18 protein-coding genes are annotated in these 26,218 nt (G+C 73.4%); 6 read left to right on the top strand and 12 right to left on the bottom strand.

Features of this window, described 5'->3' with window-relative positions:
• Positions 1-23: 23 nt before the first annotated feature.
• The 3 genes from uvrC to FHN55_RS13935 are packed head-to-tail and all read right to left on the bottom strand — an operon-like array spanning position 24 to position 5,384.
• Positions 24-2,054, bottom strand: a complete 2,031-nt coding sequence (gene uvrC / locus FHN55_RS13945; protein WP_139712883.1) for an excinuclease ABC subunit UvrC — start codon at positions 2,052-2,054, stop codon at positions 24-26.
• 52 nt (positions 2,055-2,106) lie between these two features.
• Positions 2,107-2,529, bottom strand: a complete 423-nt coding sequence (locus tag FHN55_RS13940; protein WP_139712882.1) for a hypothetical protein — start codon at positions 2,527-2,529, stop codon at positions 2,107-2,109.
• A 53-nt stretch (positions 2,530-2,582) separates the two neighbouring features.
• A complete protein-coding gene (locus tag FHN55_RS13935; RefSeq protein ID WP_139712881.1) occupies positions 2,583-5,384 on the bottom strand; it encodes an MGH1-like glycoside hydrolase domain-containing protein in 2,802 nt (933 codons plus the stop codon).
• A gap of 279 nt (positions 5,385-5,663) precedes the next feature.
• Between FHN55_RS13935 and FHN55_RS24165 the strand changes: the two genes are divergently transcribed.
• Both FHN55_RS24165 and FHN55_RS13925 read left to right on the top strand, forming a co-directional pair.
• Entirely contained in the window at positions 5,664-5,822 is a 159-nt protein-coding gene (locus FHN55_RS24165; protein WP_306821810.1) for a hypothetical protein, read from the top strand.
• Positions 5,819-6,829 carry a WD40 repeat domain-containing protein gene (locus FHN55_RS13925; RefSeq protein ID WP_139712880.1) on the top strand — a complete coding sequence of 337 codons (1,011 nt, stop codon included), beginning with the start codon at positions 5,819-5,821 and terminating at the stop codon, positions 6,827-6,829. Before FHN55_RS24165 ends, FHN55_RS13925 begins: the two co-directional genes overlap by 4 nt.
• Here the strand turns inward: FHN55_RS13925 and FHN55_RS13920 are convergent.
• The 3 genes from FHN55_RS13920 to FHN55_RS22775 form a co-directional block, all read right to left on the bottom strand.
• A complete protein-coding gene (locus FHN55_RS13920; protein ID WP_257570974.1) occupies positions 6,822-7,388 on the bottom strand; it encodes a Rieske (2Fe-2S) protein in 567 nt (188 codons plus the stop codon). The two genes, FHN55_RS13925 and FHN55_RS13920, sit on opposite strands and share 8 nt — an antisense overlap.
• The gene (uvrA, locus tag FHN55_RS13915; protein WP_218974652.1) at positions 7,385-10,336 is read right to left on the bottom strand and encodes an excinuclease ABC subunit UvrA; all 2,952 of its coding nucleotides are present in this window, start codon (positions 10,334-10,336) and stop codon (positions 7,385-7,387) included. Before uvrA ends, FHN55_RS13920 begins: the two co-directional genes overlap by 4 nt.
• Before the next feature lie 97 nt (positions 10,337-10,433).
• Entirely contained in the window at positions 10,434-12,131 is a 1,698-nt protein-coding gene (locus tag FHN55_RS22775; RefSeq protein ID WP_218974651.1) for a glucose-6-phosphate dehydrogenase, read from the bottom strand.
• Here FHN55_RS22775 and FHN55_RS13905 point away from each other — a divergent pair.
• A complete protein-coding gene (locus tag FHN55_RS13905) occupies positions 12,024-13,931 on the top strand; it encodes a glycoside hydrolase family 15 protein (protein ID WP_257570973.1) in 1,908 nt (635 codons plus the stop codon). The two genes, FHN55_RS22775 and FHN55_RS13905, sit on opposite strands and share 108 nt — an antisense overlap.
• Positions 13,931-14,572 carry an MBL fold metallo-hydrolase gene (locus FHN55_RS13900; protein WP_139712877.1) on the top strand — a complete coding sequence of 214 codons (642 nt, stop codon included), beginning with the start codon at positions 13,931-13,933 and terminating at the stop codon, positions 14,570-14,572. The genes FHN55_RS13905 and FHN55_RS13900 overlap by 1 nt, the downstream gene beginning before the upstream one ends.
• Before the next feature lie 78 nt (positions 14,573-14,650).
• On the opposite strand, the gene FHN55_RS13895 is transcribed toward FHN55_RS13900, so the two are convergent.
• The 5 genes from FHN55_RS13895 to rpsA all read right to left on the bottom strand — a co-directional run bounded on the left by FHN55_RS13895 (position 14,651) and on the right by rpsA (position 21,955).
• Entirely contained in the window at positions 14,651-15,643 is a 993-nt protein-coding gene (locus FHN55_RS13895) for a TerC family protein (protein ID WP_139712876.1), read from the bottom strand.
• 2 nt (positions 15,644-15,645) lie between these two features.
• Positions 15,646-16,695: a TerC family protein gene (locus tag FHN55_RS13890; protein ID WP_139712875.1), complete on the bottom strand. Its 1,050-nt coding sequence runs from the start codon at positions 16,693-16,695 to the stop codon at positions 15,646-15,648.
• 236 nt (positions 16,696-16,931) lie between these two features.
• A complete protein-coding gene (gene uvrB, locus FHN55_RS13885) occupies positions 16,932-19,034 on the bottom strand; it encodes an excinuclease ABC subunit UvrB (protein ID WP_139712874.1) in 2,103 nt (700 codons plus the stop codon).
• A 56-nt stretch (positions 19,035-19,090) separates the two neighbouring features.
• Positions 19,091-20,269: a dephospho-CoA kinase gene (gene coaE, locus FHN55_RS13880; RefSeq protein ID WP_139712873.1), complete on the bottom strand. Its 1,179-nt coding sequence runs from the start codon at positions 20,267-20,269 to the stop codon at positions 19,091-19,093.
• Between the two features lie 192 nt (positions 20,270-20,461).
• On the bottom strand, positions 20,462-21,955 hold the full coding sequence (rpsA, locus tag FHN55_RS13875; protein WP_139712872.1) for a 30S ribosomal protein S1: 1,494 nt from the start codon (positions 21,953-21,955) through the stop codon (positions 20,462-20,464).
• Between the two features lie 189 nt (positions 21,956-22,144).
• Here rpsA and FHN55_RS13870 point away from each other — a divergent pair, with 189 nt between their 5' ends.
• Positions 22,145-22,963, top strand: a complete 819-nt coding sequence (locus tag FHN55_RS13870) for a class I SAM-dependent methyltransferase (protein WP_139712871.1) — start codon at positions 22,145-22,147, stop codon at positions 22,961-22,963.
• Between the two features lie 25 nt (positions 22,964-22,988).
• On the opposite strand, the gene polA is transcribed toward FHN55_RS13870, so the two are convergent.
• Positions 22,989-25,739 (bottom strand): DNA polymerase I, encoded by a 2,751-nt coding sequence (gene polA, locus FHN55_RS13865; protein ID WP_257570972.1) that lies wholly within the window; start codon positions 25,737-25,739, stop codon positions 22,989-22,991.
• A gap of 19 nt (positions 25,740-25,758) precedes the next feature.
• Here polA and FHN55_RS13860 point away from each other — a divergent pair, with 19 nt between their 5' ends.
• Positions 25,759-26,202 carry a hotdog fold thioesterase gene (locus tag FHN55_RS13860; protein WP_257570971.1) on the top strand — a complete coding sequence of 148 codons (444 nt, stop codon included), beginning with the start codon at positions 25,759-25,761 and terminating at the stop codon, positions 26,200-26,202.
• The last annotated feature ends 16 nt before the right edge of the window (positions 26,203-26,218 follow it).

Below are 26,218 nucleotides of genomic sequence, written 5' to 3'. Positions count from 1 at the left end.
GGCCCATGGCACTGCTCGCCGAGTCAGTCGACGAGCTCCCCGGTGGCCGTGTCGACGGCGGGCTCGGGCGCGTTCCCCGCCAGCGCCGCCACCACGGCCGCGGCCGTGGCGGGCCCCACGCCCGGCACCTCGGCCACCTGCTCGGCGGTCGCGGCGCGCAGCGCCTTCAGCGTGCCGAAGCGCGCCATGAGGGCCTGCTTGCGGGCCGGGCCGAGCCCGGGGACGCCGTCGAGGGCGCTCGTCGTCATCGCCCTGCTGCGCTTGGAGCGGTGGTGGGTGATGGCGAAGCGGTGGGCCTCGTCGCGCAGGCGCTGCAGCAGGTAGAGCCCCTCGCTGGAGCGCGGCAGGACGACGGGGTGGTCCTCCCCCGGCAGCCACACCTCCTCCAGGCGCTTGGCCAGGCCGCACAGGGCGACGTCGGTGACGCCGAGGTCCGCGAGCGCGGCCGCGGCGGCCTCCACCTGCGGCTGCCCGCCGTCGACGACGACGAGCTGCGGCGCGTACGCGAAGCGGCGCGCGCGCCCCGTGGTGGGGTCGATGCCGGGCTGCACCTCACCGCTGACCGGCCCGCTGACGGGCGCCACCTGGTCGTCGAGCTCGCCGTCCCTGGCCCCGTCGGCGACGTGGCGGCGGAACCGGCGGGTGAGCACCTCGTTCATCGAGGCGAGGTCGTCGGTGCGCCCGTCGGGCCCGTCGCCGCGCACGTTGAACTTGCGGTACTCGCTCTTGCGCGGCAGACCGTCCTCGAAGACCACCATCGAGGCGACCACCTCGCTGCCCTGCAGGTGGGAGACGTCGTAGCACTCGATGCGCAGCGGGGCCTCGTCGAGCCCGAGGGCCTCCTGCAGCTCCTGCAGGGCCAGGGACCGGCTGGTGAGGTCTCCGCCGCGGCGGGTCTTGTGGAGGTTGAGGGCGCCGGTGGCGTTGCGCTCCACGGTCTCCAGCAGCGCGCGCTTGTCGCCGCGCTGCGGGACCCGCACCTCCACCCGCGAGCCGCGCAGCCGCGAGAGCCAGGCGGCGGTCTGCTCGGGGTCGGTGGGCTCGACGGGCACGAGCACCTCGCGGGGCACCTGCTCACCGGCCTCTGAGCCGTCGTCCCCGGCTCCCTCGAGGCTGGCGGCACCGCCGTAGACCTGCTGGAGCAGGTGCTGGACGAGGTCGGCCGTGGTGACGTCCTCGACCTTCTCCACCACCCAGCCGCGCTGGCCGCGCACGCGCCCGCCGCGCACGTGGAAGACCTGGACGGCGGCCTCGAGCTCGTCCTCGGCCAGGGCGAAGACGTCGGCGTCGGTGGCGTCGGGCAGCACCACGGCGCTCTTCTCGAGCGCCTTGCGCAGGGCGCCGGCATCGTCCCGCAGCCGCGCAGCCCTCTCGAAGTCCATCTCGGCGGCGGCCTCGCGCATCTGCGCCTCGACCCGCTTCACGTACTTGGAGGTGGCGCCGCCCATGAAGTCGGCGAACTCCTGGGCCAGCGCGCGGTGCTCCTCGGGGGTCACCTTGCCCACGCAGGGCGCGGAGCACTTGTCGATGTAGCCGAGCAGGCAGGGGCGGCCGACCTGGCCGGCGCGCTTGAAGACGCCGGTGGAGCAAGTGCGGACGGGGAAGACCCGCAGCAGCAGGTCGACGGTCTCGCGGATGGCCCAGGCGTGGGCGTAGGGCCCGAAGTAGCGGGTGCCCTTGCGCTTGGCCCCGCGCATGACCTGCACCCGCGGGAACTCCTCTCCCATCGTCACCGCGAGGTAGGGGTAGGACTTGTCGTCGCGGTACTTGACGTTGAAGCGCGGGTCGAACTCCTTGATCCAGGAGTACTCCAGCTGGAGGGCCTCGACCTCGGTGCCCACGACGGTCCACTCGACGCTGGCGGCGGTGGTGACCATCGTGGCGGTGCGGGGGTGCAGCGCGTGCAGCGGCTGGAAGTAGTTGGCCAGCCGCTGCCGCAGGCTCTTCGCCTTGCCGACGTAGACCACGCGGCCCTGCGGGTCGCGGAACCTGTAGACGCCCGGGGAGTCAGGCACCTCCCCCGGCTTCGGGCGGTAGGAGGCGGGGTTCGTCACCCGTCCAGCGTAAGCAGGGCCTCCGACAGGTCCTGCGGCCCGGCCCGGGCCGTCAGCCCGGGAGCACCTCGCGCCACAGCCGCGCCTGCGCCTTGCCCTCCGCGACGTCGACCAGCCCCGACAGCCCGTGGCCGGTGTGCCCCACGAGCACGTGGTCGAGGTCGGTGAGCAGACCGCGGTCGGGGCCCGGTGCCCCGTTGGGCCGCACGAAGCTGATCTTGTAGCGCGTCCCGCGGACCGTGCCCTTGAAGCCGCCGCCGAACCACCACCACGGCCACTGGACGTCGGTGAGCTCGCCCAGGCCGACGTCGAAGGCGGGGCCGTCGTCGTGCTCGGCCACCAGCACGAGGCGGCCGCCCGCCGCCACGAGGTAGCCGGGGTCGTTGCCGATCCCGCGCAGCACCCACACGGGGCTGAGGAGGGGCTCCCCGGCGGCCGGGGTCGAGGAGGACGCGTCGCTGTGCTGTGTGCTCATGGGGACGACGGTGCCGCCGCCGGCTTGCGGGCCGCTTGCAGAGCGCTGGCGGCTCAGCCCATCCGGCGCGGGTCGGCGGGCAGCCGCGGGTTGAGCAGGTGCGCCACCAGCGCCGTCCACCCGGTCTGGTGGGTGGCGCCGAGGCCCTCGCCGGTGTCGCCGTCGAAGAACTCGCTGAAGGTCACCTGCTCGCGCCACAGCGGGGAGTCGCTGGCCTCCACCCGCGTCCCGTCCGTGGGGCGTCGGCCGCCCCGGGCGGGGTCGGGCCGGAACAGCGCCGTGAGGCCGCCGTCGATGAGGTCGGCGGCCTGGTCGAGGGTGACCACGTTGCCGGAGCCCGTGGGCACCTCGATGGTGAAGGTGTCGCCGTAGTGGCGGCCCATGGTCCGCAGCTTGTCGGCGATGAGCACGTTGACGGGGAACCAGATCGGACCGCGCCAGTTGGAGTTCCCGCCGAACAGGCCGGTGCGGCTCTCCCCCGGCTCGTACTCCAGCGAGACGTCGCGGCCACCGACGTTGGCGTACACCTGGCCGGTGGAGCGCGAGAGGGACCGGACGCCGTAGGGGCTCCAGAACTCCTCGGTGTCGAACATCCGCTGCAGGATCCGCCGCAGCCGCTCGGGCCCGACCAGCGAGAGCAGCATCCGCCGTCCCTCCGGTCCGGACCGGGAGCGCAGGGGGCCCATGACCTCCGGGCGCCGCCGCTGCAGCCAGCGCAGCCGGGTGGTGACGTCGGGGCACTCGGTCGAGATCCAGGCGGGCACCTCGGTGGCCCCGAGGATCGGCAGCAGGCCGACCATGGAGCGGACCCGCATCGGCTCGGCGTGCCCGGAGGGGTCGACGAGGACGTCGTAGAAGAAGCCGTCGTCGTCGTCCCAGAGCTTGGCGCCGCGGGTGCCGAAGCTGTTCATCGCCTGGGCGATGGACAGGAAGTGCTCGAGGAACTTGGTGGCGGTGTCGTCCCAGGCGCGGTCGTGGCGGGACAGCTCCAGCGCGATCTTGAACATCTGCTGGCAGTAGAACGCCATCCAGCTGGTGGCGTCGGACTGCTCCAGGCGGTACCCGGGCGGCAGGGGCGCGGACCTGTCGAACAGGGCGATGTTGTCCATCCCGAGGAAGCCGCCCTCGAAGAGGTTGGAGCCGGAGGCGTCCTTGCGGTTCACCCACCACGAGAAGTTCAGCAGCAGCTTGGTGAAGACCCGGATCAGGAAGTCGCGGTCGCGGTAGCCGTCGATCCGGTAGACGTGCCACGCGGCCCACGCGTGGACCGGCGGGTTCACGTCGCCGAACTCCCACTCGTAGGCGGGCAGCTGGCCGTTGGGGTGCATCGCCCACTCGCGGCACATGAGCACCAGCTGCTCCTTGGCGAAGTCGGGGTCGACGTGCGCCAGGGGGATGGTGTGGAAGGCGGTGTCCCAGGCGGCGAACCAGGGGTACTCCCACTCGTCCGGCATGGAGATGACGTCGGCCAGCGCGACGTGGCGCCACGTGGTGTTGCGCCGGCCGGCGTCCTCGCGCTGCTCGGGGGCCGGGGCGACGGGGTCGCCGTCGAGCCACTGGGCCACGTCGAAGCGGTACAGCTGCTTGGTCCACAGCAGACCGGCGTAGGCGCGGCGCGCGACGTGCCGGTCGGCCTCGGGCAGGGAGGGGTCGATGACGGTGGCGTAGAAGTCGTCGGCCTCGGCGCGGCGCGCGGCGACGACGTCGTCGAAGCCCTCCCCGAAGGTGGCGGGGGTGGGGTCGGACGGGGTCAGGCGCAGCCGCACGGTGACCGTCTCGCCCGGCGCCACGGAGTCCCAGCGGTACCAGAAGGCGGCCTTGGTGCCGGTGTCGGCGGGGTTGACGCCGCTGGTGTCGCCCTGGACGACGGCCCTGTCGACGCCGTCCTTGGGGTAGCGCGGGCTGTTGGCGCGCTTGTCGCCGAAGAGCAGCGCCGCGTTGGTCTCGTTGTCGCAGAAGAGCACCTGCGGGGAGCCCTCGGCGGCCAGCACGTAGCGGCCCAGGTAGCCGTGCTCGGCCTCCACCGCCTCCAGGCCGGGCACCGTCAGGGTGGGGGCCAGCATCTGGTTGAGGACGCCGCGGCGCAGGTCGCGGCCCCAGGACCAGGTGTTGCGGAACCACAGCTGCGGCAGCAGGTGCAGCGGCGCGGCCTCCGGACCGTGGTTGGTGGCCTCGACCACCACGCAGACGTCGTCGGGGGCGGCCTTGGCGTAGGTGACCGTGACGTCGAAGAAGCGGTCCTCGTCGAGCACGCCGGTGTCGGCCAGCTCGAACTCGCGCTCGTCACGGCTGCGGCGGGCGTTCTCCTCGCGCAGGCGGGCGTAGGGGAACTCGGCCTGCGGGTAGCGGTAGAGCCACTTCGCCCAGGAGTGCGTGGGCGTGCCGTCGACGGCCCACCAGTGCTCCTTGGCGTCCTCGCCGTGGTTGCCCTCCTCGTTGGTGAGGCCGAACAGCCGCTCCTTGAGGATGGGGTCCTTCCCGTTCCACAGCGCCACCGCGAGGTTGAGGAAGCCGAACCTGTCGCAGAAGCCGCCCAGGCCGTCCTCGCCCCAGCGGTAGGCGCGCGAGCGCGCGTGGTCGAAGGGGAAGGAGCGCCACGCGTCGCCGTCGGCCGAGTAGTCCTCGCGGACCGTGCCCCACTGGCGCCCCGCCAGGTAGGGGCCCCACAGGCGCCACGGTCCGGCGGAGCCGGTGCACTCGTCGAGGCGGGCGTGCTCGGCCGTCTGCGGGGGCGCAGCCGGCTCGGCGTGGTGGCCGACCGGCGCCGCGGTCGCGGCGGGCCCGGAAGCTGTCGGGGTCTCGGAGGCGTCGCGAGGAGCGCCGGCGGCGGGGCCGCCGGTGGGAGCGAGGGGCACGGCGACACCCTGCCACCTGAGGAGGTCATCTGCGTGGGGTGGCCCATGACCCGACCACCGCACCGGCGCCGTGGACACCTTCCAGTCACCGGAGCATCTTCGTCGCCGTGGCCAGGCCAGGGCTCCAGGAGCCGTCCTTCCTCGTGCTCACGGCGCTGGCCGGGGCCCCCTGCACGGGTACGCGATCCTCAAGGACGTCGAGACCACGTCCGGCGGAGCCGTGCCCTGGGCGTCGGCACGCTGTACGGCGCCCTGGAGCGCCTGGCCGAGCGCGGCCTGGTGGAGGTGGCCGCGGAGGAGGTGGTCGACTCCCGCCTGCGCCGCAGCTGCCGCCTCACCGAGGGCGGCGCCGCCGTCCTCGCCGCCGAGGCGCGCCGGCGCCAGGAGCAGAGCGCGGCGGCGCTGGGCCGCCTCGGCGCCCTGGGCTATCCGTCGTGACCCGGCGCAGCGCTCCCGCGGACCCCCTGGAGCGGTCCTACCGCCGCTGGCTGCGAGACCCCGGCGCGATGCTGCTGTCTCCGGACGGCCGGCGCGTCGCGGTGGGCCGCTACGACGCCGCCGACACCGCCCCCGACGTCGCCGTGCAGGACCTCACCACCGGCGACGTGACGCGGTCTGCGGCCCTGAGCGGCCGTGCGGTGCTCCCCCTGGCGTGGTCCCCCGACTCCAGCACCGTCCTCGCCGCGGTCCGCCGGGCCGCCTGGAACCCGTACGCGGGCGACGCGGACCAGACCGCCTCCGGGGTCCCGGTGCTCGTCGGGCCGGACGGTGCCGTGCGGCCGCTGCCGACCGGTGCGCCGCAGGAGGTCGCCGCGGCGGCGTACTCCCCCGACGGCCGGCGCCTGGCCCTGCAGACGCCCGAGGGAGAGGTCGTGCTGCTGGACACCACCACGGGTGAGCTGCAGGACCTCGGACCCGTCGGGCGGGTGCTCGGCGCCAGCGCCTGGTCCCCGGACGGCCTCCACCTGGCCGTGCGGCGGACCTGCGCCGTGCAGCTGCTGGACGTGGACGGCGGCGCCGCGAGGAGCGACGGTCCGGGCCCCGCGTGCGCACCGGGCGTGACGGCCGCCGACGGCTTCGTCGGCTGGGCCGGGCCGCGCACCGTCGCGGTGCTGGTCGGGCCCGGGCCGGGTGGCGGTGACCCCGGCTCCCAGCCGGTCGTGGCCGTGGACGTCGACGGCGGGGCGCGCACCGTGCTGTCGGCCGTGCCGGACGCCCCCGGCGACGTCGCCGTCTCGCGGCTGCAGGTGCCCCAGCCGGCCCTGGCCGCGGCGGCAGAGCGGGCCGGAGCGGTGCCGGCGCCCCGCTACGAGCGCGGCCGCAGCTCCGCGATGCTGCTCGCGCTCGGCGTCGTCCCCCTGGCCGGTGCGGTCGGGCTGCTCGTGGCGGCGGCCGCGACCCTGCGCCGCGGCCGCCGGGGCGGCAGCTCGCCCGGCCTCAGCTGACGACGAGCTGGTCGCCCTCCAGGGCCACGGTCTTGGGGGGCAGCGGCGAGGTGGCCGGCCCCTGCGTGACGGCGCCGTCGTCAGCGGCGTCGAAGACGCTGCCGTGCAGCGGGCAGCGGACCTCGGTGCCCTGGTCGGCCTGGACGATGCCGCCGGCGTGGGTGCACACCGCGGAGTAGGCGACGTACTGACCCGCGCTGGGCTGGGCCAGCACGACCTCCTCGCCACCGACCTCCACGACGACCGCGGTGCCCTCGGGCACCTCCGAGGCGGGCACGCCCGCGCCCGAGCCCGAGCCGCTGCCTCCCGCGGCGCTCGAGCTGCCCGAGCCCGAGGCCGAGCCCTCCCCGCCTCCCGAGGTGCCGGCGGGCTCGCCGGTGCCTCCGCAGGCGGCGAGCAGGCCGGCCGCGCCGAGCACGGCGCCGCCGGCTCCGGCCCTGGCGAGCAGGGCGCGCCGCGAGCACGGCAGCACGCGCGCGGTGGCGCTCCCGACCGGTCCGGACGAGGAGGGCTCGGTCATGGCGGGGCGGGACTCGGCGGTCTGCGGTTCCGTCGTCATGACGCGAGGCTAGGTGCTGCGGCTGCGTCCTTCCTGAGATCGACCTCGGCGCCGCGCTGGCGCGCCGCCTCGAGCACCGGCCCGAGGAAGCGGCCGGTGTGGCTGCCCGTCCTCTCGTGGGTGGCGGCGAGCTGTTCCGGGGTGCCCGAGGCGATGAGCTTCCCCCCGCCGGAGCCGCCCTCCGGACCCATGTCGAGCACCCAGTCGGCGCTCTTGATGACGTCGAGGTTGTGCTCGATGACCACCACGGTGTTGCCCTTGTCGGCCAGGCCCTGGAGCACCTCGAGCAGCTTGCGGACGTCCTCGAAGTGCAGACCCGTCGTCGGCTCGTCGAGCACGTACACGGTGCGGCCCGTGGAGCGGCGCTGCAGCTCGCTGGCGAGCTTCACGCGCTGCGCCTCGCCGCCGGACAGCGTGGGCGCGGGCTGGCCCAGGCGGACGTAGCCGAGCCCGACGTCGACGAGGGTGCGCAGGTAGCGGGAGATGCGCGGCACCGCCGCGAAGAACTCCGCGGCCTCCTCGATCGGCATGTCCAGCACGTCCGCCACGGTCTTGCCCTTGAAGTGCACCTCGAGGGTCTCGCGGTTGTAGCGGGCCCCGTGGCAGACCTCGCACGGCACGTACACGTCCGGGAGGAAGTTCATCTCGATCTTGATGGTGCCGTCGCCGCTGCAGTGCTCGCAGCGGCCGCCCTTGACGTTGAAGGAGAACCGCCCCGCCTGGTAGCCGCGCACCTTGGCCTCGGTGGTCTCGGCGAACAGCGAGCGGACCACGTCCCACACGCCGGTGTACGTGGCGGGGTTGGAGCGCGGGGTGCGGCCGATGGGGCTCTGGTCGACGTGGACCACCTTGTCGAGCTGGTCCACGCCCTCCACGCGGGTGTGGCGCCCGGGCACCTGCCGGGCGCCGTTGAGCCGGTTGGCCAGCACCTTGTAGAGGATGTCGTTGACCAGGCTGGACTTGCCGGACCCCGACACCCCCGTCACGGCGGTCAGCACGCCGAGCGGAAGCTCGACGTCGATGCCGCGCAGGTTGTTCTCGCGCGCCCCGACCACCTTGACCACGCGCTCCCGGTCCACCGGGCGGCGCTCGGCGGGCACCGGCACGGCGCGCCGCCCGGCCAGGTAGTCCCCGGTCATGGAGCCGGTGTTGGCCAGCAGCTCAGCGACCGGACCGGAGTGGACCACCTGCCCGCCGTGCTCGCCCGCCCCCGGGCCGATGTCGACCACCCAGTCGGCCACGTGGATGGTGTCCTCGTCGTGCTCGACCACGATGAGCGTGTTGCCGAGGTCCCGCAGGCGGGTGAGCGTCTCGATGAGGCGGCGGTTGTCGCGCTGGTGCAGGCCGATGCTGGGCTCGTCGAGCACGTAGAGCACCCCGACCAGGCCGGAGCCGATCTGGGTGGCCAGGCGGATGCGCTGCGCCTCGCCGCCCGACAGCGTGCCGGAGGCGCGGTCGAGGGAGAGGTAGGTCAGGCCGACGTCCACGAGGAACTGGACCCGCGCCAGCACCTCCTTGAGGACGGCGGCGGCGATCTGCGCCTCGCGGGCGGTCAGCTCGAGGGTGTCGAGCCAGGCGCGCAGCTCGGCCACCGGCAGCGCGCAGGCCTGCGCGATCGACTTGCCGCCGACGGTGACCGCCAGCACCTCCGGGCGCAGGCGGGCGCCGCCGCAGACCCGGCACGGCACCTCGCGCATGTAGCCCTCGAGCCGCTCGCGCGAGCTGTCGGACTCGGTCTCGGAGTGGCGGCGCTTGATGAACGGCAGCACGCCCTCGAAGCCGGTGGTGTACGAGCGCTCGCGCCCCCAGCGGTTCTTGTAGGTGACGTGCACCTCGTAGCCCTCGCCGTGCAGCAGCGCCTGCGTCGCCCGCTCGGGCAGGGCGCGCCAGGGCACGTCGGTGGAGAAGCCGAGCTGCTTGGCCAGGCCCCCGATGAGCCGCTGGTGGTACTCGCTGCTGCCGGCGCCGTTCCACGGCGCGATGGCACCCTCGGCCAGGGTCTGGTCGGGGTCGGGGACGACGAGCTCGGGGTCGACCTCCAGGCGGGTGCCGATCCCGGAGCACTCCGGGCAGGCGCCGTAGGGGGCGTTGAAGGAGAACGTGCGCGGCTCGACCTCCTCCAGCGCGAGGGGGTGGTCGTTGGGGCAGGCCAGCTTCTCGGAGAAGCGCATGACGGTCGGCCCGTCCGCCGCCGCGGGGCCCTCCTCGCCCTCGGCGGGCTTGCGCTCGACCAGCTCCACCAGGAGGACGCCGTCGGCGAGGCCGAGCGCGGTCTCCACGGAGTCGGTGAGGCGGCGCTGGACGCCCTCGCGCATGACGAGGCGGTCGACGACGACCTCGATCGTGTGCTTCTTGCGCTTGTCGAGGCTGGGGCGGGACGCGGCGTCCGACAGCTGCAGGGTCTCGCCGTCCACGCGGACCCGGGCGTAGCCCTTGGCCTGCAGCTCGGTGAAGAGGTCGACGAACTCGCCCTTGCGGCCGCGGACCACCGGGGCCAGCACCTGGAAGCGGGTGGTCTCCGGCAGCTCCAGGAGCCGGTCGACGATCTGCTGCGGCGTCTGGCGCGCCACCGGCTCGCCGCAGGTGGGGCAGTGGGCGCGTCCGGCCCGCGCCCATAGCAGGCGGAGGTAGTCGTAGATCTCGGTGATCGTCCCGACCGTCGACCGGGGGTTCCGGCTCGTCGACTTCTGGTCGATGGAGACCGCCGGGGACAGCCCCTCGATGAAGTCGACGTCGGGCTTGTCCATCTGCCCGAGGAACTGGCGGGCGTACGCGGACAGCGACTCGACGTACCGGCGCTGGCCCTCGGCGAAGATCGTGTCGAAGGCCAGGCTGGACTTCCCCGACCCCGACAGGCCGGTGAACACGATCATCTTCTCGCGGGGGAGGTCCAGGGAGACGTCCTTGAGGTTGTGCTCACGGGCGCCTTGCACGACGAGTCGATCCACGGGTGTCAACTGTAGGTCGCGCCACCGACAGCGCGACCGAGCGAGCGTCAGCGGGCGACCCGGGTCACACCCTCCCCGGGTCGCCGCGCGGCTGCGGTCAGACGGCGGGGAAGGCCTGCGTGGGCTCCGGGCCCCCGCTGCCCGCCGGGTAGGTCTCCAGCGGCACCTCGTCGGCCTCCCAGGCGGCGATGACGGGCGCGAGGATGCGCCAGCAGTCCTCGGCGGTGTCGCCGCGCACCGACAGCAGGGGGTCGCCGTCGAGCACGCCGGCGAGGACCTCGCCGTAGGCGGGCAGCTGGGAGTCGCCCAGCTGCGCCGCCAGCGTGGCGTCCTCGAGGTCGAACGGGTCGCCCTCGGCGTTCACCGTCAGGTCGAGGTTGATGGTCCCGGGCTTGAAGGAGAGCCGCAGGCGGGTGGGGCGGGCCTGCCCGCGCAGCCCGCCCATGAGGTGCGGCACCGGCTTGAAGGTGATGACGGCCTCCTTGCGAGCCCGTCCCAGCCCCTTCCCGGAGCGCAGGCGGAAGGGCACGCCCGCCCAGCGCCAGGTGTCGATGTGCAGCACGACCTCGGCCAGGGTCTCCGTCTGGCGCGAGGGGTCGACGCCGTCTTCGGCCTGGTAGTCCGGCAGGTCCCGGTCGCCCATGCGCCCGGCCGTGTAGACGGCGCGGCGGCTGGCCTCGGCCGGCGTGCCGGCCAGGCGGGTGGCGCGCAGCACCTGCGCCTTGCGGTCGCGGAACTCCCGCTCGTCGAGGCTGGCGGGGGCGTCCATGGCGAGCACCGCGAGCACCTGCAGGAGGTGGCTCTGGATCATGTCCTTGAGCGCACCGGCCCTGTCGTAGTACCGCGCGCGGCCCTCCAGGCCCAGGTCCTCGTCGTAGACGACGTCCACGCGCTCGACGTGCCCGGCGTTCCAGGTGGGCTCGAAGAGGCGGTTGGCGAAGCGGACGCCGAAGACGTTCAGCACCGCCGAGGTGCCCAGGAAGTGGTCCACCCGGTGGACGTGCTCCTCCGGGACCAGCCGGGCCACCACCTCGTTGAGGTGGTGGGCGGAGGCCTCGTCGGAGCCGAAGGGCTTCTCCATGACCAGGCGCGTGCTCTCGGGGAGCTCCTTGCCGACGAGGTTCTCGCAGGCCTTCGCGGTGATGGCCGGCGGCAGTGCGAAGTAGACCGCGACGGGCGCCGTGCAGGAGTGGAGCAGGTCGTTGAGGGCGTCGGGGTCGGTGACGTCCACCTGCTGGTAGCGGCTGGCGTCACGGACGGCGCACGCGGCCTCCCACCCGTCGGGGCGGTCGGCGTCCTCGTGGCCCTCCGCGTCGGCGAAGGCCTTCGTGACCACCTCGCGCCACCGGTCGTCGTCCCAGTCCTCCGAGCCGGCGCCCACCAGCTGCAGCGACGAGCCGTGGCCGTGGCCCGGGTCCTCGTTGCGGTCGGAGACGAGCAGCCGCGCGAGGCCGGGCAGCAGCAGGCGGGAGGCGAGGTCGCCGCTGGCGCCCAGCACGAGCAGGGTGGCCACCGGGTCCCCGCCGGTGTGGCCGCGCTCACCGGCGGCGCCGTGACCGCCGCCGCCGGGCTGCTCCGGGCCGCCGCTGCCGCCGCGGCCGCTCTCGGTGCCGCCGGTCGCCGTCTCCTCGTGCGCGCTCACGGCGCTCAGCCTGCCGAAGATCGTGGTCAGGTGCACGATGGCGCCGTGCCCGCGACCCCCGCCGACCAGCAGCCTGACCAGCAGCCCGACGAGCAGCCCGACGAGCAGCCCGGCCAGCAGGTCGAGGACTACGCGCTCGTCGGCGACTGCCACACCGCGGCGCTGGTCAGCCGCCGCGGGTCCGTCGACTGGATGTGCCTGCCGCGCTTCGACTCCCCCGCCGCGTTCGCGGCGCTGCTCGGCACCCGCGAGCACGGGCACTGGACCATCGCGCCCCCGGAGGACGGGCCGGCGGTGGTGTCGGTGGAGCGCGCCTACGAGGGCGACTCGTTCCTGCTGCGGACCCGCTGGACCCTGGACGACGGCGGCGTGGTGGACGTCGTCGACGCCATGCCCATGGGAGACCGCCGCGCCGACCTGGTGCGCCGCGTGGTCGGGGTGGCCGGCCGCGTGGAGCTGCGCCAGGAGCTGGTGATCCGCTTCGGCTACGGGGCCGTGGTGCCCTGGGTGCGCCGCGTGGGCGGCAAGGGCGACGCCGCCAAGGGCCTGCTGGCCAGCGCCGGTCCGGACGCCGTGCTGCTGCGCACGACCGGCAAGCTCCCCAGGGCCGAGGGGCGCACGCACACGGGCAAGATCAAGGTGTCCGCCGGGGAGGTGGTCGACACCGTCCTCACCTGGTACCCCTCCCATCGCGAGCCCCCGGCCCCGATGGAGGTCAGCCACCGCCTGGAGAGCACCCGCCGGTGGTGGGAGGGGTGGGCCGCGCGCGGTGACGGCCCCGCGGCGCAGGGGCCCTACGCCGCGGCGGTGGTGCGGTCGCTGCTCGTGCTGCGCGCCCTGACCCACGAGGACACCGGCGGCATCGTGGCGGCCGCCACGACGTCGCTGCCGGAGATGCCCGGCGGCACCCGGAACTGGGACTACCGGTACTGCTGGCTGCGCGACGCGGCGCTGACGCTGGAGGCGCTGCTGGAGCACGACTACACGGAGGAGGCCCGGGAGTGGCGCGGCTGGCTGCTGCGCGCCATCGCCGGCGACCCCGAGGACGTGCAGATCATGTACGCCGTCGACGGCGCCCGGGACCTGCCCGAGCGCGAGCTCGACCACCTGCCCGGCTTCGGAGGGGCGAAGCCGGTGCGCATCGGGAACGGCGCTGTGGACCAGTACCAGGCGGACGTCCTGGGAGAGGTCATGGTGGCCCTGGACGCAGCGCGCCGGGCCGGCCTGCCCGAGGACGAGTTCTCCTGGCCGATGCAGCGGGCCCTGCTGGACTTCGTGGTGGCGCACAGCAGCCGCAAGGACTCCGGCATCTGGGAGATGCGCGGGCCGGAGCAGTACTACGTGCACTCGCGGGTGATGGTCTGGGCCGCGCTGGACCGCGGGGTGCGGGCCGTGCGGGAGAAGGGCCTCGACGGCCCGGCGGACCAGTGGGAGTCGCTGCGGGACCAGGTGCGCGCCGAGGTGCTCGAGCACGGGGTCGACCGTCAGCGCGGCTGCTTCGTGCAGCACTACGGCAGCCGCGAGGTGGACGCCTCGCTGCTGCAGCTCCCGCAGGTCGGCTTCGTCGAGCCCGACCACCCGGCCGTGCTCGCCACCGTCGCCGCCATCGAGTCCGACCTCATGCCCGACGGGCTGGTGCTGCGCTACCGCACCGAGGCCTCCTCCGACGGGCTCCCGCCCGGTGAGCACCCGTTCCTCGCGTGCTCGTTCTGGCTGGTGGAGCAGTACGCCCGCAGCGGACGCACCGCCGACGGCCACGCGCTGATGCGCCGGCTGCTCGGCCTGCGCAACGACGTCGGCCTGCTCTCCGAGGAGTACGACGTGCGCGGCGGCCACCAGCTGGGCAACACTCCCCAGGCCCTCTCGCACCTGGCCCTGGTCAGGGCGGCCGACGCGCTGGCCGCCGCCGACGAGCGGGTGGGAGCACCCGACGGACAGGAGCTGGAGCGCTGATGCTGGACCTGCGGACGGTCTCGGTGGGACCGATGGACAACCGCTGCTACCTCCTGGCGGACGCCGGCCCGCAGGGCAGCGGCTCGTGGCTGCTCGTCGACGCCGCCGCGCAGCCGGAGCGCCTCCTCGCGCTGCTGGAGGAGGCGCTGCCCGCGACGCGGCGCGGCGCGGGCCTGGTGGTCACGACGCACCGCCACGACGACCACACCGGCGCGCTGGTGCGCTTCGCGGACGCCACCGGAGCCACCACGGCCGCCGGCGACGACGACGCTGACGCGCTGCCGCTGGCGCCCGACCGCCGTCTGCGGCACGGCGACGTCGTCAGGGTCGGCGAGCAGGAGCTGGGGGTCACCGCGCTGCGCGGCCACACGCCGGGGTCGGTGGCGCTGCTCCTGCCCGCCGGCGCGCTGGCGGGTCCCGACGGGGAGGTCGCGCACCTGTTCACGGGTGACTCGCTGTTCCCCGGCGGCCCCGGGAAGACGTGGTCGCCGCAGGACTTCACCTCGCTCGTGGACGACCTGGAGGCGCGGGTCTTCGCCGTCCTGCCCGACAGCACCGTCGTCCACCCCGGCCACGGCGAGACCACCACGATCGGCGCCGAGCGTCCGCGCCTCGGGGAGTACCGCGCCCGCGGCTGGTGACGCCGGACGGTGGTGCGACGAGGCCGCCGCCCCCGGTGAGGGGGCGGCGGCCTCGAGGCGCCTCGCGGCGGCCGGGCCTCAGGCCTGACCGCGGCGCTCCAGCTGGCGGCTGCGCAGCAGGCTGGCGACCGTCGTCACGAGCAGCACGGCCACGATGAACACCAGGGAGACCCAGATCGGGACCTCCGGCGCCCACTCGAACGGCTCCCCGCCGTTGAGGAACGGCAGCTCGTTGGTGTGCAGCGCCTCGAGCACCAGCTTCACGCCGATGCCGCCGAGCACCACCGCCAGACCGATCGAGAGGTAGACGAGCCGGTCCAGCAGACCTCCCAGCAGGAAGTACAGCTGCCGCAGCCCCATGAGCGCGAAGATGTTGGCGGTGTAGACGAGGAACGGGTCCTCGGTGAGGCCGAAGATGGCCGGGATCGAGTCGAGCGCGAACAGCAGGTCGGTGCTGCCGATGGCGAAGAAGACGATGACCATCGGGGTGAACAGCTTCTTGCCGTCCACCACGGTGCGGACCTTCGCCCCGTCGTAGTGCTCGGTGAGCGGCAGCACCTTGCGCATCCTGCGGATGAGGGCGTTGTCCTCGTACTCCTCGTCCTCGTTCCTGTCGAGCACCAGCTTGACCGCGGTGTAGATGAGGAACGCGCCGAAGATGTAGAAGACCCAGCTGAACCGCTCGATGACGGCGGCGCCGAGCAGGATGAAGATCCCCCGCAGGACGAGGGCGATGAGGATGCCCACCATGAGGACCTTCTGCTGGTCCTCCGCGGGCACCGCGAACCTCGACATGATGATCACGAACACGAAGAGGTTGTCGACGCTGAGGGAGTACTCGGTGATCCAGCCGGCGAAGAACTCGGAGGCGGGTTCGGTGCCTCCGCCGGGGATGACGAGCATGACCACGCCGAAGACGACGGCGAGGGCCACGTAGAAGCCCACCCACAGGGCGCTCTCCTTGGTGGACGGCACGTGGGGCCGCCGCGCGACGACCAGCAGGTCGGCGAGCAGCAGCCCCACGAGCGCGATGAGAGTGCCGACCTCGAACCAGGTCGGCAGCTCCTGCACGCTCAGCCGTCCTGGCGGGTGGAGCCTGGGCCGGCTCCGGTGGTGCTGCTCATGGTGTTCCCCTCACGGTCGGCCTGGGCGTCGTCGTCCTTCTTGGACTTGCGCAGGCTCAGCACCGTGGTGACGGCCAGCGCGACGACGATGAACCCTAGCGACACGGGCGTGGAGATCTCCGGGATGACGGTGATGTGCTCACCGCCGTTGAGGAAGGGCAGCTCGTTCTCGTGCATGGCGTGGATGATCAGCTTGGCGCCGATGAAGGCGAGGATCGCGGCCAGGCCGTAGTGCAGGTACACGAGGCGGTCGAGCAGGCCGTCGATGAGGAAGTACAGCTGGCGCAGGCCGAGCAGCGAGAACGCGTTGGCCGCGAAGACCAGGTACGGCTCCTGCGTGAGGCCGAAGATCGCGGGGATCGAGTCGACGGCGAAGATCAGGTCCGCGGTGCCGATGGCGATGATGACGACGAGCATCGGCGTCACGAACCGCTTGCCGTCGACCTTGGTCGTGAACTTGTCGCCGTGGTAGTCGTCGGTGGTCGGCAGGATGCGCTTGGTGAAGCGCAGGACCGCGTTCTCCTTGTACTCCTCGTCGTGGTCGTTCTGGGCCCTCACCTGGGCGATGGCCGTGTAGATGAGGATGGCGCCGAAGATCCAGAACACCCAGGAGAAGTTCTGGATGGCGGCCGCGCCGACGGCGATGAAGATGCCGCGCAGGGCGATGGCGATGGCGATGCCGATGAGGAGCACCTTCTGCTGGTACTCGCGGGGCACGCCGAAGCTCGTGAGGATCAGCACGAACACGAAGAGGTTGTCGACGCTGAGCGCCTTCTCCGTGATGTACCCGGCGAAGTACTCACCGCCGTACTGGCCGCCGTAGAAGACGAGGATCAGCAGGCCGAAGACGATCGCGATGCCGACGTAGGCGGCGGACCAGATGGCCGCCTCGCGGATCGAGGGGGCGTGCGGGGTGCGCACGTGCCCGACGAAGTCGTACACGATCATGCCGATGATGGCGGCGAGGGTGACACCCCACAGCCAGAGGGGAACGTCCACGGGAGACCTCCGGGTTCAGGACCGACGCGAGAAGACCGGAGGTCTCTCCCACTGCCGGCTCTCGCCGGTCAGCCGCAGGTCCGGGTCCTCGGCGGGGCCGAGGACCGTGATGACGAACCTGCGCGCAGGGATACTCCCCTCACGTTCTCTTTACCGTACCTTGAACAACCGCTGACGGCGCGCCAAGACGATCAGGTGCGCGCCGCACGGCCGTCCCCTACCCCTCGAGCCGGTCGTCACACGGTGGTCGCGCGCTGCATCCCCCGCAGCTCCCGCTTGAGGTCGCCGACCTCGTCGCGCAGGCGCGCCGCCAGCTCGAACTGCAGCTCCGCGGCCGCCGCGTGCATCTGGTCCGACAGCTGCTGGATGAGGTCGGACAGCTCCGCGCCGGCCATCCCGGCTGTCGACCGCCCCTCGGACCCCTTGGACGCCATGCCCGGCACCGGCGCCTTGCCGCGCGACTGCTGCCGGCCGCCGCCGCCCAGCAGCGCCGCCGTGTCCGCGTCCTCACGGGCGATCAGGTCGGTGATGTCGGCGATCTTCTTGCGCAGCGGCATCGGGTCCACGCCCCGCTCGCGGTTGTAGGCGATCTGCTTCTCGCGCCGGCGGTTGGTCTCCTCGATGGCCTGCTGCATCGACGGGGTCACCGTGTCCGCGTACATGTGCACCTGGCCCGAGACGTTGCGGGCCGCGCGCCCGATCGTCTGGATCAGCGAGCGCGCCGAGCGGAGGAAGCCCTCCTTGTCGGCGTCGAGGATGCTCACCAGGCTCACCTCGGGGAGGTCGAGGCCCTCCCGGAGCAGGTTGATGCCCACGAGGACGTCGTACTCGCCCTGGCGCAGCTCGCGCAGCAGCTCCACGCGGCGCAGCGTGTCGACCTCGGAGTGCAGGTAGCGCACCCGCACGCCCTGGTCGAGCAGGTAGTCGGTGAGGTCCTCGGCCATCTTCTTCGTCAGCGTGGTGACCAGGACGCGCTCGTCCTTGGCCGCCCGCTCGCGGATCTGCCCCAGCAGGTCGTCGATCTGGCCCTTGGTCGGGCGCAGGACCACCTGCGGGTCGACCAGGCCCGTGGGGCGGATCACCTGCTCGACGAACTCGCCCTTGACGCGGCTCATCTCGTAGTCGCCGGGGGTGGCGGAGAGGTAGACGGTCTGCCCGATCCGCTCGAGGAACTCCTCCCAGGTCAGCGGGCGGTTGTCCATGGCGGACGGCAGGCGGAAGCCGTGGTCGACGAGGGTCCGCTTGCGGCTCATGTCGCCCTCGTACATCGCCCCGATCTGCGGCACGGTGACGTGCGACTCGTCGATGACGAGGAGGAAGTCCTCGGGGAAGTAGTCGAGCAGCGTGTTGGGCGCGGTGCCCGGGGCGCGGCCGTCGATGTGCCGGGAGTAGTTCTCGATGCCGGCGCAGGTGCCGACCTGGCGCATCATCTCGATGTCGTAGGTGGTCCGCATGCGCAGGCGCTGCGCCTCGAGCAGCTTGCCCTGCTGCTCCAGCTCGGCCAGGCGCGCCTCGAGCTCGCGCTCGATGGTGCCGATGGCCCGTTCCATGCGCTCGGGACCCGCGACGTAGTGGGTGGCCGGGAAGAGGTGCATCGACGTCTCGTCGCGCAACACCTCACCGGTCAGCGGGTGCAGCGTGTAGAGCTTCTCGATCTCGTCACCGAACATCTCGATGCGGATCGCGTGCTCCTCGTACACCGGGATGATCTCGATGGTGTCACCGCGCACCCGGAACGTGCCGCGCGTGAAGGCGAGGTCGTTGCGGGTGTACTGCATCGTCACGAACTGGCGCAGCAGGTCGTCCCGCTCCACCGTGTCGCCGACGTTGAGGGTCACCATCCTGTCGACGTACTCCTGCGGCGTGCCCAGGCCGTAGATGCACGACACCGACGCCACGACGACGACGTCGCGCCGGGTCAGCAGCGAGTTGGTGGCCGAGTGCCGCAGCCGCTCGACCTCCTCGTTGATGGAGGAGTCCTTCTCGATGTAGGTGTCGGACTGGGGGACGTACGCCTCGGGCTGGTAGTAGTCGTAGTAGGAGACGAAGTACTCCACCGCGTTGTTCGGCAGCAGCTCGCGGAACTCGTTGGCCAGCTGCGCGGCGAGGGTCTTGTTGGGCGCCAGCACCAGCGTCGGGCGCTGCAGCTGCTCGATCGTCCACGCCGTCGTCGCGGACTTGCCGGTGCCGGTGGCGCCGAGCAGCACGACGTCCTTCTCGCCCTTGCGGATGCGGCGGGAGATGTCGGCGATGGCCGTCGGCTGGTCACCGGCCGGTGAGAACTCGGACTCGACGGTGAAGGGCGCGACGCGACGCTGGAGATCGGTGACCGGGCGCATGGTGACAGTCTGAACGCCGGGTCTGACATCCGCTGTTCCCGGCGACCAGCGCCGGATCAGGACGAGCGGGACAGCACCTCCGCGATGAAGTCCGTCTTCGCGGCGGCGTACTCCTCGACGTCGCGGTGCCTGGCGGCCAGGCCGCGCTTGAGCAGGGCGTACGCCTCGCGGGCGTGCGGGTCGACCCGCAGCGCGTCGCGGAAGGCGAGGACCTCGTGGGCCTCGGGGTTGGCGGCGTGCCGCACGTGGCAGTTCACCCGGCGCCCGGGATCGGCGTCGAAGGCCATCGCCTTCGGCACTCGCCGGTACGCCTCGTCGCCCTGGCCCCGCCGGGACACGGGCTCGTCCCACCACTCCCCCGGCGCCGCCACCAGGCCTGCGGCGCGCAGGTCGGCGGCCACCTCCCGCGCCGAGGCCAGGTCGGCGCAGACCACCTGCAGGTCGATGCAGTCCTTCGCCAGCAGCCCCGGCACGGCCGTCGAGCCGGTGTGCTGCACGTCCAGCGCCCTCTCCCCGGCGGCCCGCGCCACCCGGGCGACGAGGCGCTCCCCCGCGGCCGCCCACCCCGGGTCCGGCGGCACGAGCACCGGGTGCTCGGGGCGCGGCGCGCGCCGACCGGCGCGGAGGTCCGCCTCGTACGGCAGCAGCCGCTCCTCCCAGAGCACCCGCAGCTGCTCGGCCAGGTCCTCGGGTGAGCCGGAGCCGTCCAGGAGCACGTCGGCCGCGGCGCGGCGGGCGTCGTCGTCGGCCTGCGCCGCGATGCGGGCGCGCGCGTCGCCGTCGTCCATCCCCCGGCCCTGCACGAGCCGGCGCAGCCGCACCTCCTCGTCCGCCATGACGGCCAGCACCAGGTGGTAGCGGTCGGTGCGGCGCAGCTCCACGAGCAGCGGGATGTCGTGGACGACGACGGCGGCCGGGTCCGCCTCCACCGCCGCGGCCACGAGCGCCTCGGTCCGCTCCAGCACCAGCGGGTGCGTGATGGCCTCGAGGGCGCGCCGGCGCTGCGGGTCGGCGAACACCACCGTGCCCAGCGCCGGACGGTCCAGCGCCCCGTCCGCGCCCAGCACGCCCTCGCCGAACTCGGTGACGACGGCGGCCAGCCCGGGGGTGCCGGGGGCGACCACCTCGCGGGCGATCGCGTCGGCGTCCACCACCACCGCGCCCAGCTCGCGCAGCGCGGCGGCCGCCGTGCTCTTGCCCGCACCCACGCCACCGGTCAGCCCCACGAACAGCACCCGCCGACCCTACGGGCCGCCCGCCCCGCACTCGCGCACCCCAGTGCTCGATGAGCGGGCCCTCACCCCGCACTCGCGCACCCCAGTGCTGCACCACGAGCCACCACCGCAGCCGGGGACGGGCGAGGCCCCGCACCCCCTCGTAAGGGGGCGCGGGGCCTCGTCGTGCGTGAGCGGGAGCTCAGCGGCTCATCAGCCGCCGGTGAGCTTCTCGCGCAGGGCCGCCAGCGCCTCGTCGGAGGCCAGGGTGCCCTCCGCCGCGGGGCCGCTGGAGCGGCTCGTGCTGGTGGACTCCGCCGGAGCGGAGCTGGAGTAGCTCGTCGGGGCCGACTCGCCGGAGGTCGCGGCCTCGGCGTCGCGCTCGCGCGCGTCGGAGACCTGCTTGCGGTGGGCCTCCCAGCGCGCGTGGGCCTCGGCGTACTGCCGCTCCCACTCCTCGCGCTGGCGCTCGAAGCCCTCGAGCCAGTCGTTGGTCTCGGGGTCGAAGCCCTCGGGGTACTTGTAGTTCCCCGCCTCGTCGTACTCCGCGGCCATGCCGTACAGCGACGGGTCGAAGTCCTCGGACTCCAGGTCCACGCCCTGGTTGGCCTGCTTCAGCGACAGGCTGATGCGGCGGCGCTCGAGGTCGATGTCGATGACCTTGACGAAGATGTCGTCACCGACGTTGACGACCTGCTCCGGCAGCTCCACGTGGCGCTCGGCCAGCTCGGAGATGTGCACCAGGCCCTCGATGCCCTCCTCGACGCGCACGAACGCACCGAACGGGACGAGCTTGGTGACCTTGCCCGGCACGACCTGCCCGATGGCGTGCGTGCGGGCGAACTGCTGCCACGGGTCCTCCTGGGTCGCCTTCAGCGACAGGGAGACGCGCTCGCGGTCCATGTCGACGTCGAGGACCTCGACCTTGACCTCCTGGCCGACCTCGACCACCTCGGAGGGGTGGTCGATGTGCTTCCAGGACAGCTCCGAGACGTGCACCAGGCCGTCCACGCCGCCGAGGTCGACGAAGGCGCCGAAGTTGACGATCGAGGACACGACGCCCGGGCGGACCTGGCCGCGCTGCAGGGTCTGCAGGAAGTTCTGGCGGACGGCCGACTGGGTCTCCTCCAGCCAGGCGCGGCGCGACAGGACCACGTTGTTGCGGTTCTTGTCGAGCTCGATGATCTTCGCCTCGAGCTGCTGGCCCACGTAGGGGGCCAGGTCGCGCACGCGGCGCATCTCGACGAGGGAGGCGGGCAGGAAGCCGCGCAGGCCGATGTCGAGGATGAGGCCGCCCTTGACGACCTCGATGACGGTGCCGGTGACGACGCCGTCCTCGTCCTTGAGCTTCTCGATCGTGCCCCAGGCGCGCTCGTACTGGGCGCGCTTCTTGGACAGGATCAGGCGACCCTCCTTGTCCTCCTTCTGGAGGACCAGGGCCTCGACCTCGTCGCCGACGCCGACGACCTCGCTGGGGTCGACGTCGTGCTTGATGGAGAGCTCGCGCGAGGGGATGACGCCCTCGGTCTTGTAGCCGATGTCGAGGAGGACCTCGTCGCGGTCGACCTTGACGATGGTGCCGGAGACGATGTCCCCGTCGTTGAAGTACTTGATCGTCTCGTCGATCGCGGCGAGCAGCTCTTCGGCGGTGCCGATGTCGTTGATGGCGACCTGGGGAGCGCTCGACGTCGGGAGGGTGGCGGTCATGAAGGGGTGGGCTCCGATGCGGACAGGGAATGAGTGGTGGACGGATGACGGGAGCGTCATGCGCACGAGCACCACGGGGACCAGCACCGGTAGACCCAGCCTCATCACCACGGCGGCCGGCGCTGCTGGCCTCGGCCCCGGTGGGGACCTCCGACAGCGCACGACACACCCAGTGGAGAGACTACCGGAATGAGCGGACCCCTTTCCAGCGCGGGGTACGGCCCCGCCGGCGCCGACGAGAGCGTGCGCGCGAGCCGGAGCCACTGGGACGTCGCGTCCAGCACCTACCTGGAGGAGCACGGCGCCACGCTGGGCACGGACGTGCTGGTCTGGGGCCCCGAGGGCCTCACCGAGGACGAGGCGCACCTGCTCGGGGACCCCGCCGACCTGGCGGGCGCCGTGGTGGTGGAGGTCGGCTGCGGCGCGGGCCAGGGTGCGCGCTGGGCCGCCCGTCGCGGCGCCCGCGCCGTCGGCGTCGACCTGTCCGCCGGCATGCTCGCGCGCAGCCGCGCCCTCGACGCCGCCTCCGGCACCGCCGTCCCCGTGCTGCAGGCCGACGCCGGCGCCCTCCCGCTGGCCGACGGGTGCGCTCGCGTCGCCTTCTCCGCCTACGGCGCCCTGCCCTTCACCGCCGACGCCGCCGGGGTGCTCGGCGAGGTGCACCGCGTGCTGGAGCCGCACGGGCGCTGGACCTTCTCCGTCAGCCACCCGGTGCGCTGGGCCTTCCCCGACGACCCCGGGCCGCAGGGCCTCGTGGCCGAGCGCTCCTACTTCGACCGGGCCCCCTACGTCGAGAGGGACGACGACGGCGGCCTGCTGTACGCCGAGCACCACCGCACCCTCGGGGACTGGGTGCGCCTGCTGGGCCGCGCCGGGTTCCGCCTGGTCGACCTCGTGGAGCCCGAGTGGACCCGGCCCGACCAGCCCACCTGGGGAGGGTGGAGCGCCCTGCGCGGCGAGCACCTGCCGGGCACCGCCGTGTTCGTGTGCGAGCGGCTCGGCCGCTGACCGCTGCCGGCGGCCGCGCGGTGCCTCAGTGGCCGGCCTCGTGCCAGGACGCCCCGGCCCCCACGGACACGTCCAGCGGGACCGACAGCCGGGTGCGCTCCTGGACGCGCGCGCCCATCTGCTCGCGCAGCAGGGCCTCCACGGCGTCGCGCTCCCCCGGGGCCACGTCGACGACGAGCTCGTCGTGGACCTGCAGGAGCAGCCGGGAGCGCAGGTCCTGCTCGCGCAGGGCGCGCTCCACGCCGAGCATGGCCAGCTTGATGACGTCGGCCGCCGAGCCCTGGATGGGGGCGTTGAGGGCCATCCGCTCGGCGATCTCCCGTCGCTGGCGGTTGTCGCTGGTGAGGTCCGGCAGGTACCGCCGGCGCCCGAGCACGGTCTCGGTGAAGCCGGTGGCGCGGGCCTCCTCCACCACGCCGCGCAGGTAGTCGCGCACGCCGCCGAACCTGGCGAAGTAGTCGTCCATGAGGCCTCGGGCCTCGTCGACGGGGATGGTCAGCTGGCGGGACAGGCCGAACGCCGACAGGCCGTACGCCAGCCCGTAGGACATCGCCTTGATCTTGGCACGCATCTCGCCGGTGACGTCGGCGGGCTCCACGCCGAAGACGCGCGCCCCGACGAAGCGGTGGAGGTCCTCCCCGGAGCGGAACGCCTCGATGAGCCCGGCGTCACCGGACAGGTGGGCCATGATGCGCATCTCGATCTGGCTGTAGTCGGCGGTGAGGAGCACCTCCGCGTCCCGGCCGACGACGAAGGCCTCGCGGATGCGGCGGCCCTCCGCGGTGCGGATGGGGATGTTCTGCAGGTTCGGGTCGGTGGAGCTCAGCCGCCCGGTGGCGGCGATGGTCTGCTGGAAGGTCGTGTGGATGCGCCCGTCGTCGGCGACGGACTTCAGCAGCCCCTCGACGGTCTGGCGCAGCCGGGAGGCGTCCCGGTGGCGCAGCAGGTGGTCGAGGAAGGGGTGGGGCTGGCGGACGTTCAGGTCGGCCAGGGCCTCGGCGTCGGTGGTGTACCCGGTCTTCGTGCGCTTGGTCTTGGGCATGCCGAGCTGCTCGAACAGCACCACCTGCAGCTGCTTGGGCGAGCCCAGGTTGATCTTCTGCCCGCCGATGGCCGCGTAGGCCTCGTCCGCGGCGTCGGCGACCACCTCGGCGAACTCGCCCTCCAGCCGCTCCAGCGCGGTCACGTCCACCGCGATGCCGTCGGACTCCATCTGCGCCAGCAGCGGCACCAGGGGGAGCTCGAGGTCGCGCAGGAGGGCCGTGCCGCCGCGCTGCTCGACCTGCTGGGCCAGCACCGCCGACAGCTCCAGGGTCGCAGCGGCGCGCACGCAGGCCAGCTGCCCCTCGTCGGGACCGGCGGCGTCGCCGTCGAGGTCCAGGACGCCCTGCTCCTCGCCGGAGGAGGCGGCCTCGTCGACGCGCAGCTCCCGCTGCAGGAAGCGCACCGCGAGGTCGGCGAGGTCGTAGCTGCGCTGGTCGGGCTGGCACAGGTAGGCGGCCAGCGCGGTGTCGTCGGCCAGGCCGGCCAGCGGCATCCCGCGCTCGGCGAGCGCGTGCAGGGCGGGCTTGGCGTCGTGCAGGACCTTGGGCGCGCCGGCGTCGGCCAGCCACGAGGCGAGCGCCGCCTCGGCGTCCGGGGAGAGCTCGCGCAGGTCGAACCAGGCGGTGGCGCCGTCGGCGCCGGCCAGGGCCAGCCCCCACGCGTCACCGGAGCCCCCGCTCCACCGGCCCAGCACCGCCACACCGGAGGCGGCGCCCCCGGGGGCGGCGTGCGCGGCGAGCCACGCGGCGGCGTCGTCGCCGGCCGGGCGGTCGGCGCTGACGGCGAAACCGCCGTCCACCTCGGGCTCGTCCGCGGACAGGGTGGCGAAGAGCCGGTCTCGCAGGACGCGGAACTCCAGGCCGTCGAAGACCCGGTGCACCTCCTCGCGGTCCCAGGGACGGACCGCGAGGTCGTCGACGACGACCGGCAGCTCCAGGTCCCGCACGGGCGCGTTGAGCCGCTTGTTGCGCAGCACCTGGTCGAGGTGGTCGCGCAGGGACTGGCCGGCCTTGCCGGTGAGCGCTCCGACGCCGGCGACCAGGCCCTGCAGGTCGCCGTGGGCGGTCAGCCACTTCGCGGCGGTCTTCGGGCCGACGCCGGGCACGCCGGGGAGGTTGTCGCTGGTCTCGCCCACCAGGGCGGCGAGGTCGCCGTAGCGCTCGGGGCGCACGCCGTACTTCTCCTCCACGGCCTCCGGCGTCATGCGGGCGAGGTCGGAGACGCCCTTGCGCGGGTAGAGGACGGTGGTGCCCTCGTCGACCAGCTGGAAGGCGTCGCGGTCCCCGGTCACCACGAGCACCTCGGCGCCCTGCGCGCGGGCGGCGCCGGTGAGGGTGGCGATGACGTCGTCCGCCTCGTAGCCCTCCTTGGTCACCACGGTGATGCGCAGCGCCGCGAGCACCTCCCTGACAAGGTCGACCTGGCCGGCGAACTCCGCCGGGGCGGAGGAGCGGCCCGCCTTGTACTCCGGGTACTCCTCGGTGCGGAAGGTGCGCTTGGAGACGTCGAAGGCCACGCCGACGTGGGTGGGCGCCTCGTCGCGCAGGAGGTTGATGAGCATCGAGGTGAAGCCGTAGACGGCGTTGGTGACCTGCCCGGTCGAGGTGGAGAAGTTCTCCGCGGGCAGGGCGAAGAAGGCCCGGTAGGCCAGGGAGTGCCCGTCGACCAGGAGCAGCCGCGGACGGGGCCCCTCCAGCACGGCGTCGCTGGTGGCGCTGCTCGTCGTCGTCACGTCTGCCAGCCTAGGCGGGGTGACCGACAGCTCCACCTCCCTGACCGGCGTCCCGGACGAGCTCGCCGGCGACGCCGTCCTGTCCACCGCCGGGACGCTCATCGAGCGGATGGGCATCCGGCTCGACCTCAGCGACCCGGCCCGGCCCACGGGCACCATGCCGGTGGAGGGCAACACCCAGCCCTACGGGCTCCTGCACGGCGGGGCCTCGGTGGTGCTGGCCGAGACGCTCGGCTCGGTGGCAGCGGCCCTGGCGGCCGGACCGGGCCGGGTCGCGGTGGGCGTCGACATCAACGCCACGCACCACCGCGCGGTGCGTGGCGGCGTCGTCACCGGCCGCACCGAGCCGCTGCACGTCGGGCGGACCACCGCCAGCTACGAGGTGGTGGTCACCGACGAGGCCGGACGGCGCGTGTGCACCTCGCGCATCACCTGCCAGCTGAGGGACGCGCCCCCGCGCTGAGCCCGGACGGCCCCCG

This window comes from Streptomyces sp. NP160 (genome assembly GCF_006335115.1).
Classification (GTDB): Bacteria; Actinomycetota; Actinomycetes; order Actinomycetales; family Quadrisphaeraceae; genus Quadrisphaera.
The sequence above is the reverse complement of the archived record's forward strand: the minus strand, read 5'-3'. Positions and strand labels throughout refer to the sequence as shown.

Coding starts and splice junctions, on each gene's coding strand:
- FHN55_RS13940 (WP_139712882.1), bottom strand. CDS start 2,529: ATGAGCACACAGCACAGCGACGCGTCCTCCTCGACCCCGGCCGCCGGG.
- FHN55_RS13920 (WP_257570974.1), bottom strand. CDS start 7,388: ATGACGACGGAACCGCAGACCGCCGAGTCCCGCCCCGCCATGACCGAG.
- FHN55_RS13900 (WP_139712877.1), top strand. CDS start 13,931: ATGCTGGACCTGCGGACGGTCTCGGTGGGACCGATGGACAACCGCTGC.
- uvrB (WP_139712874.1), bottom strand. CDS start 19,034: ATGCGCCCGGTCACCGATCTCCAGCGTCGCGTCGCGCCCTTCACCGTC.
- rpsA (WP_139712872.1), bottom strand. CDS start 21,955: ATGACCGCCACCCTCCCGACGTCGAGCGCTCCCCAGGTCGCCATCAAC.
- FHN55_RS13870 (WP_139712871.1), top strand. CDS start 22,145: ATGAGCGGACCCCTTTCCAGCGCGGGGTACGGCCCCGCCGGCGCCGAC.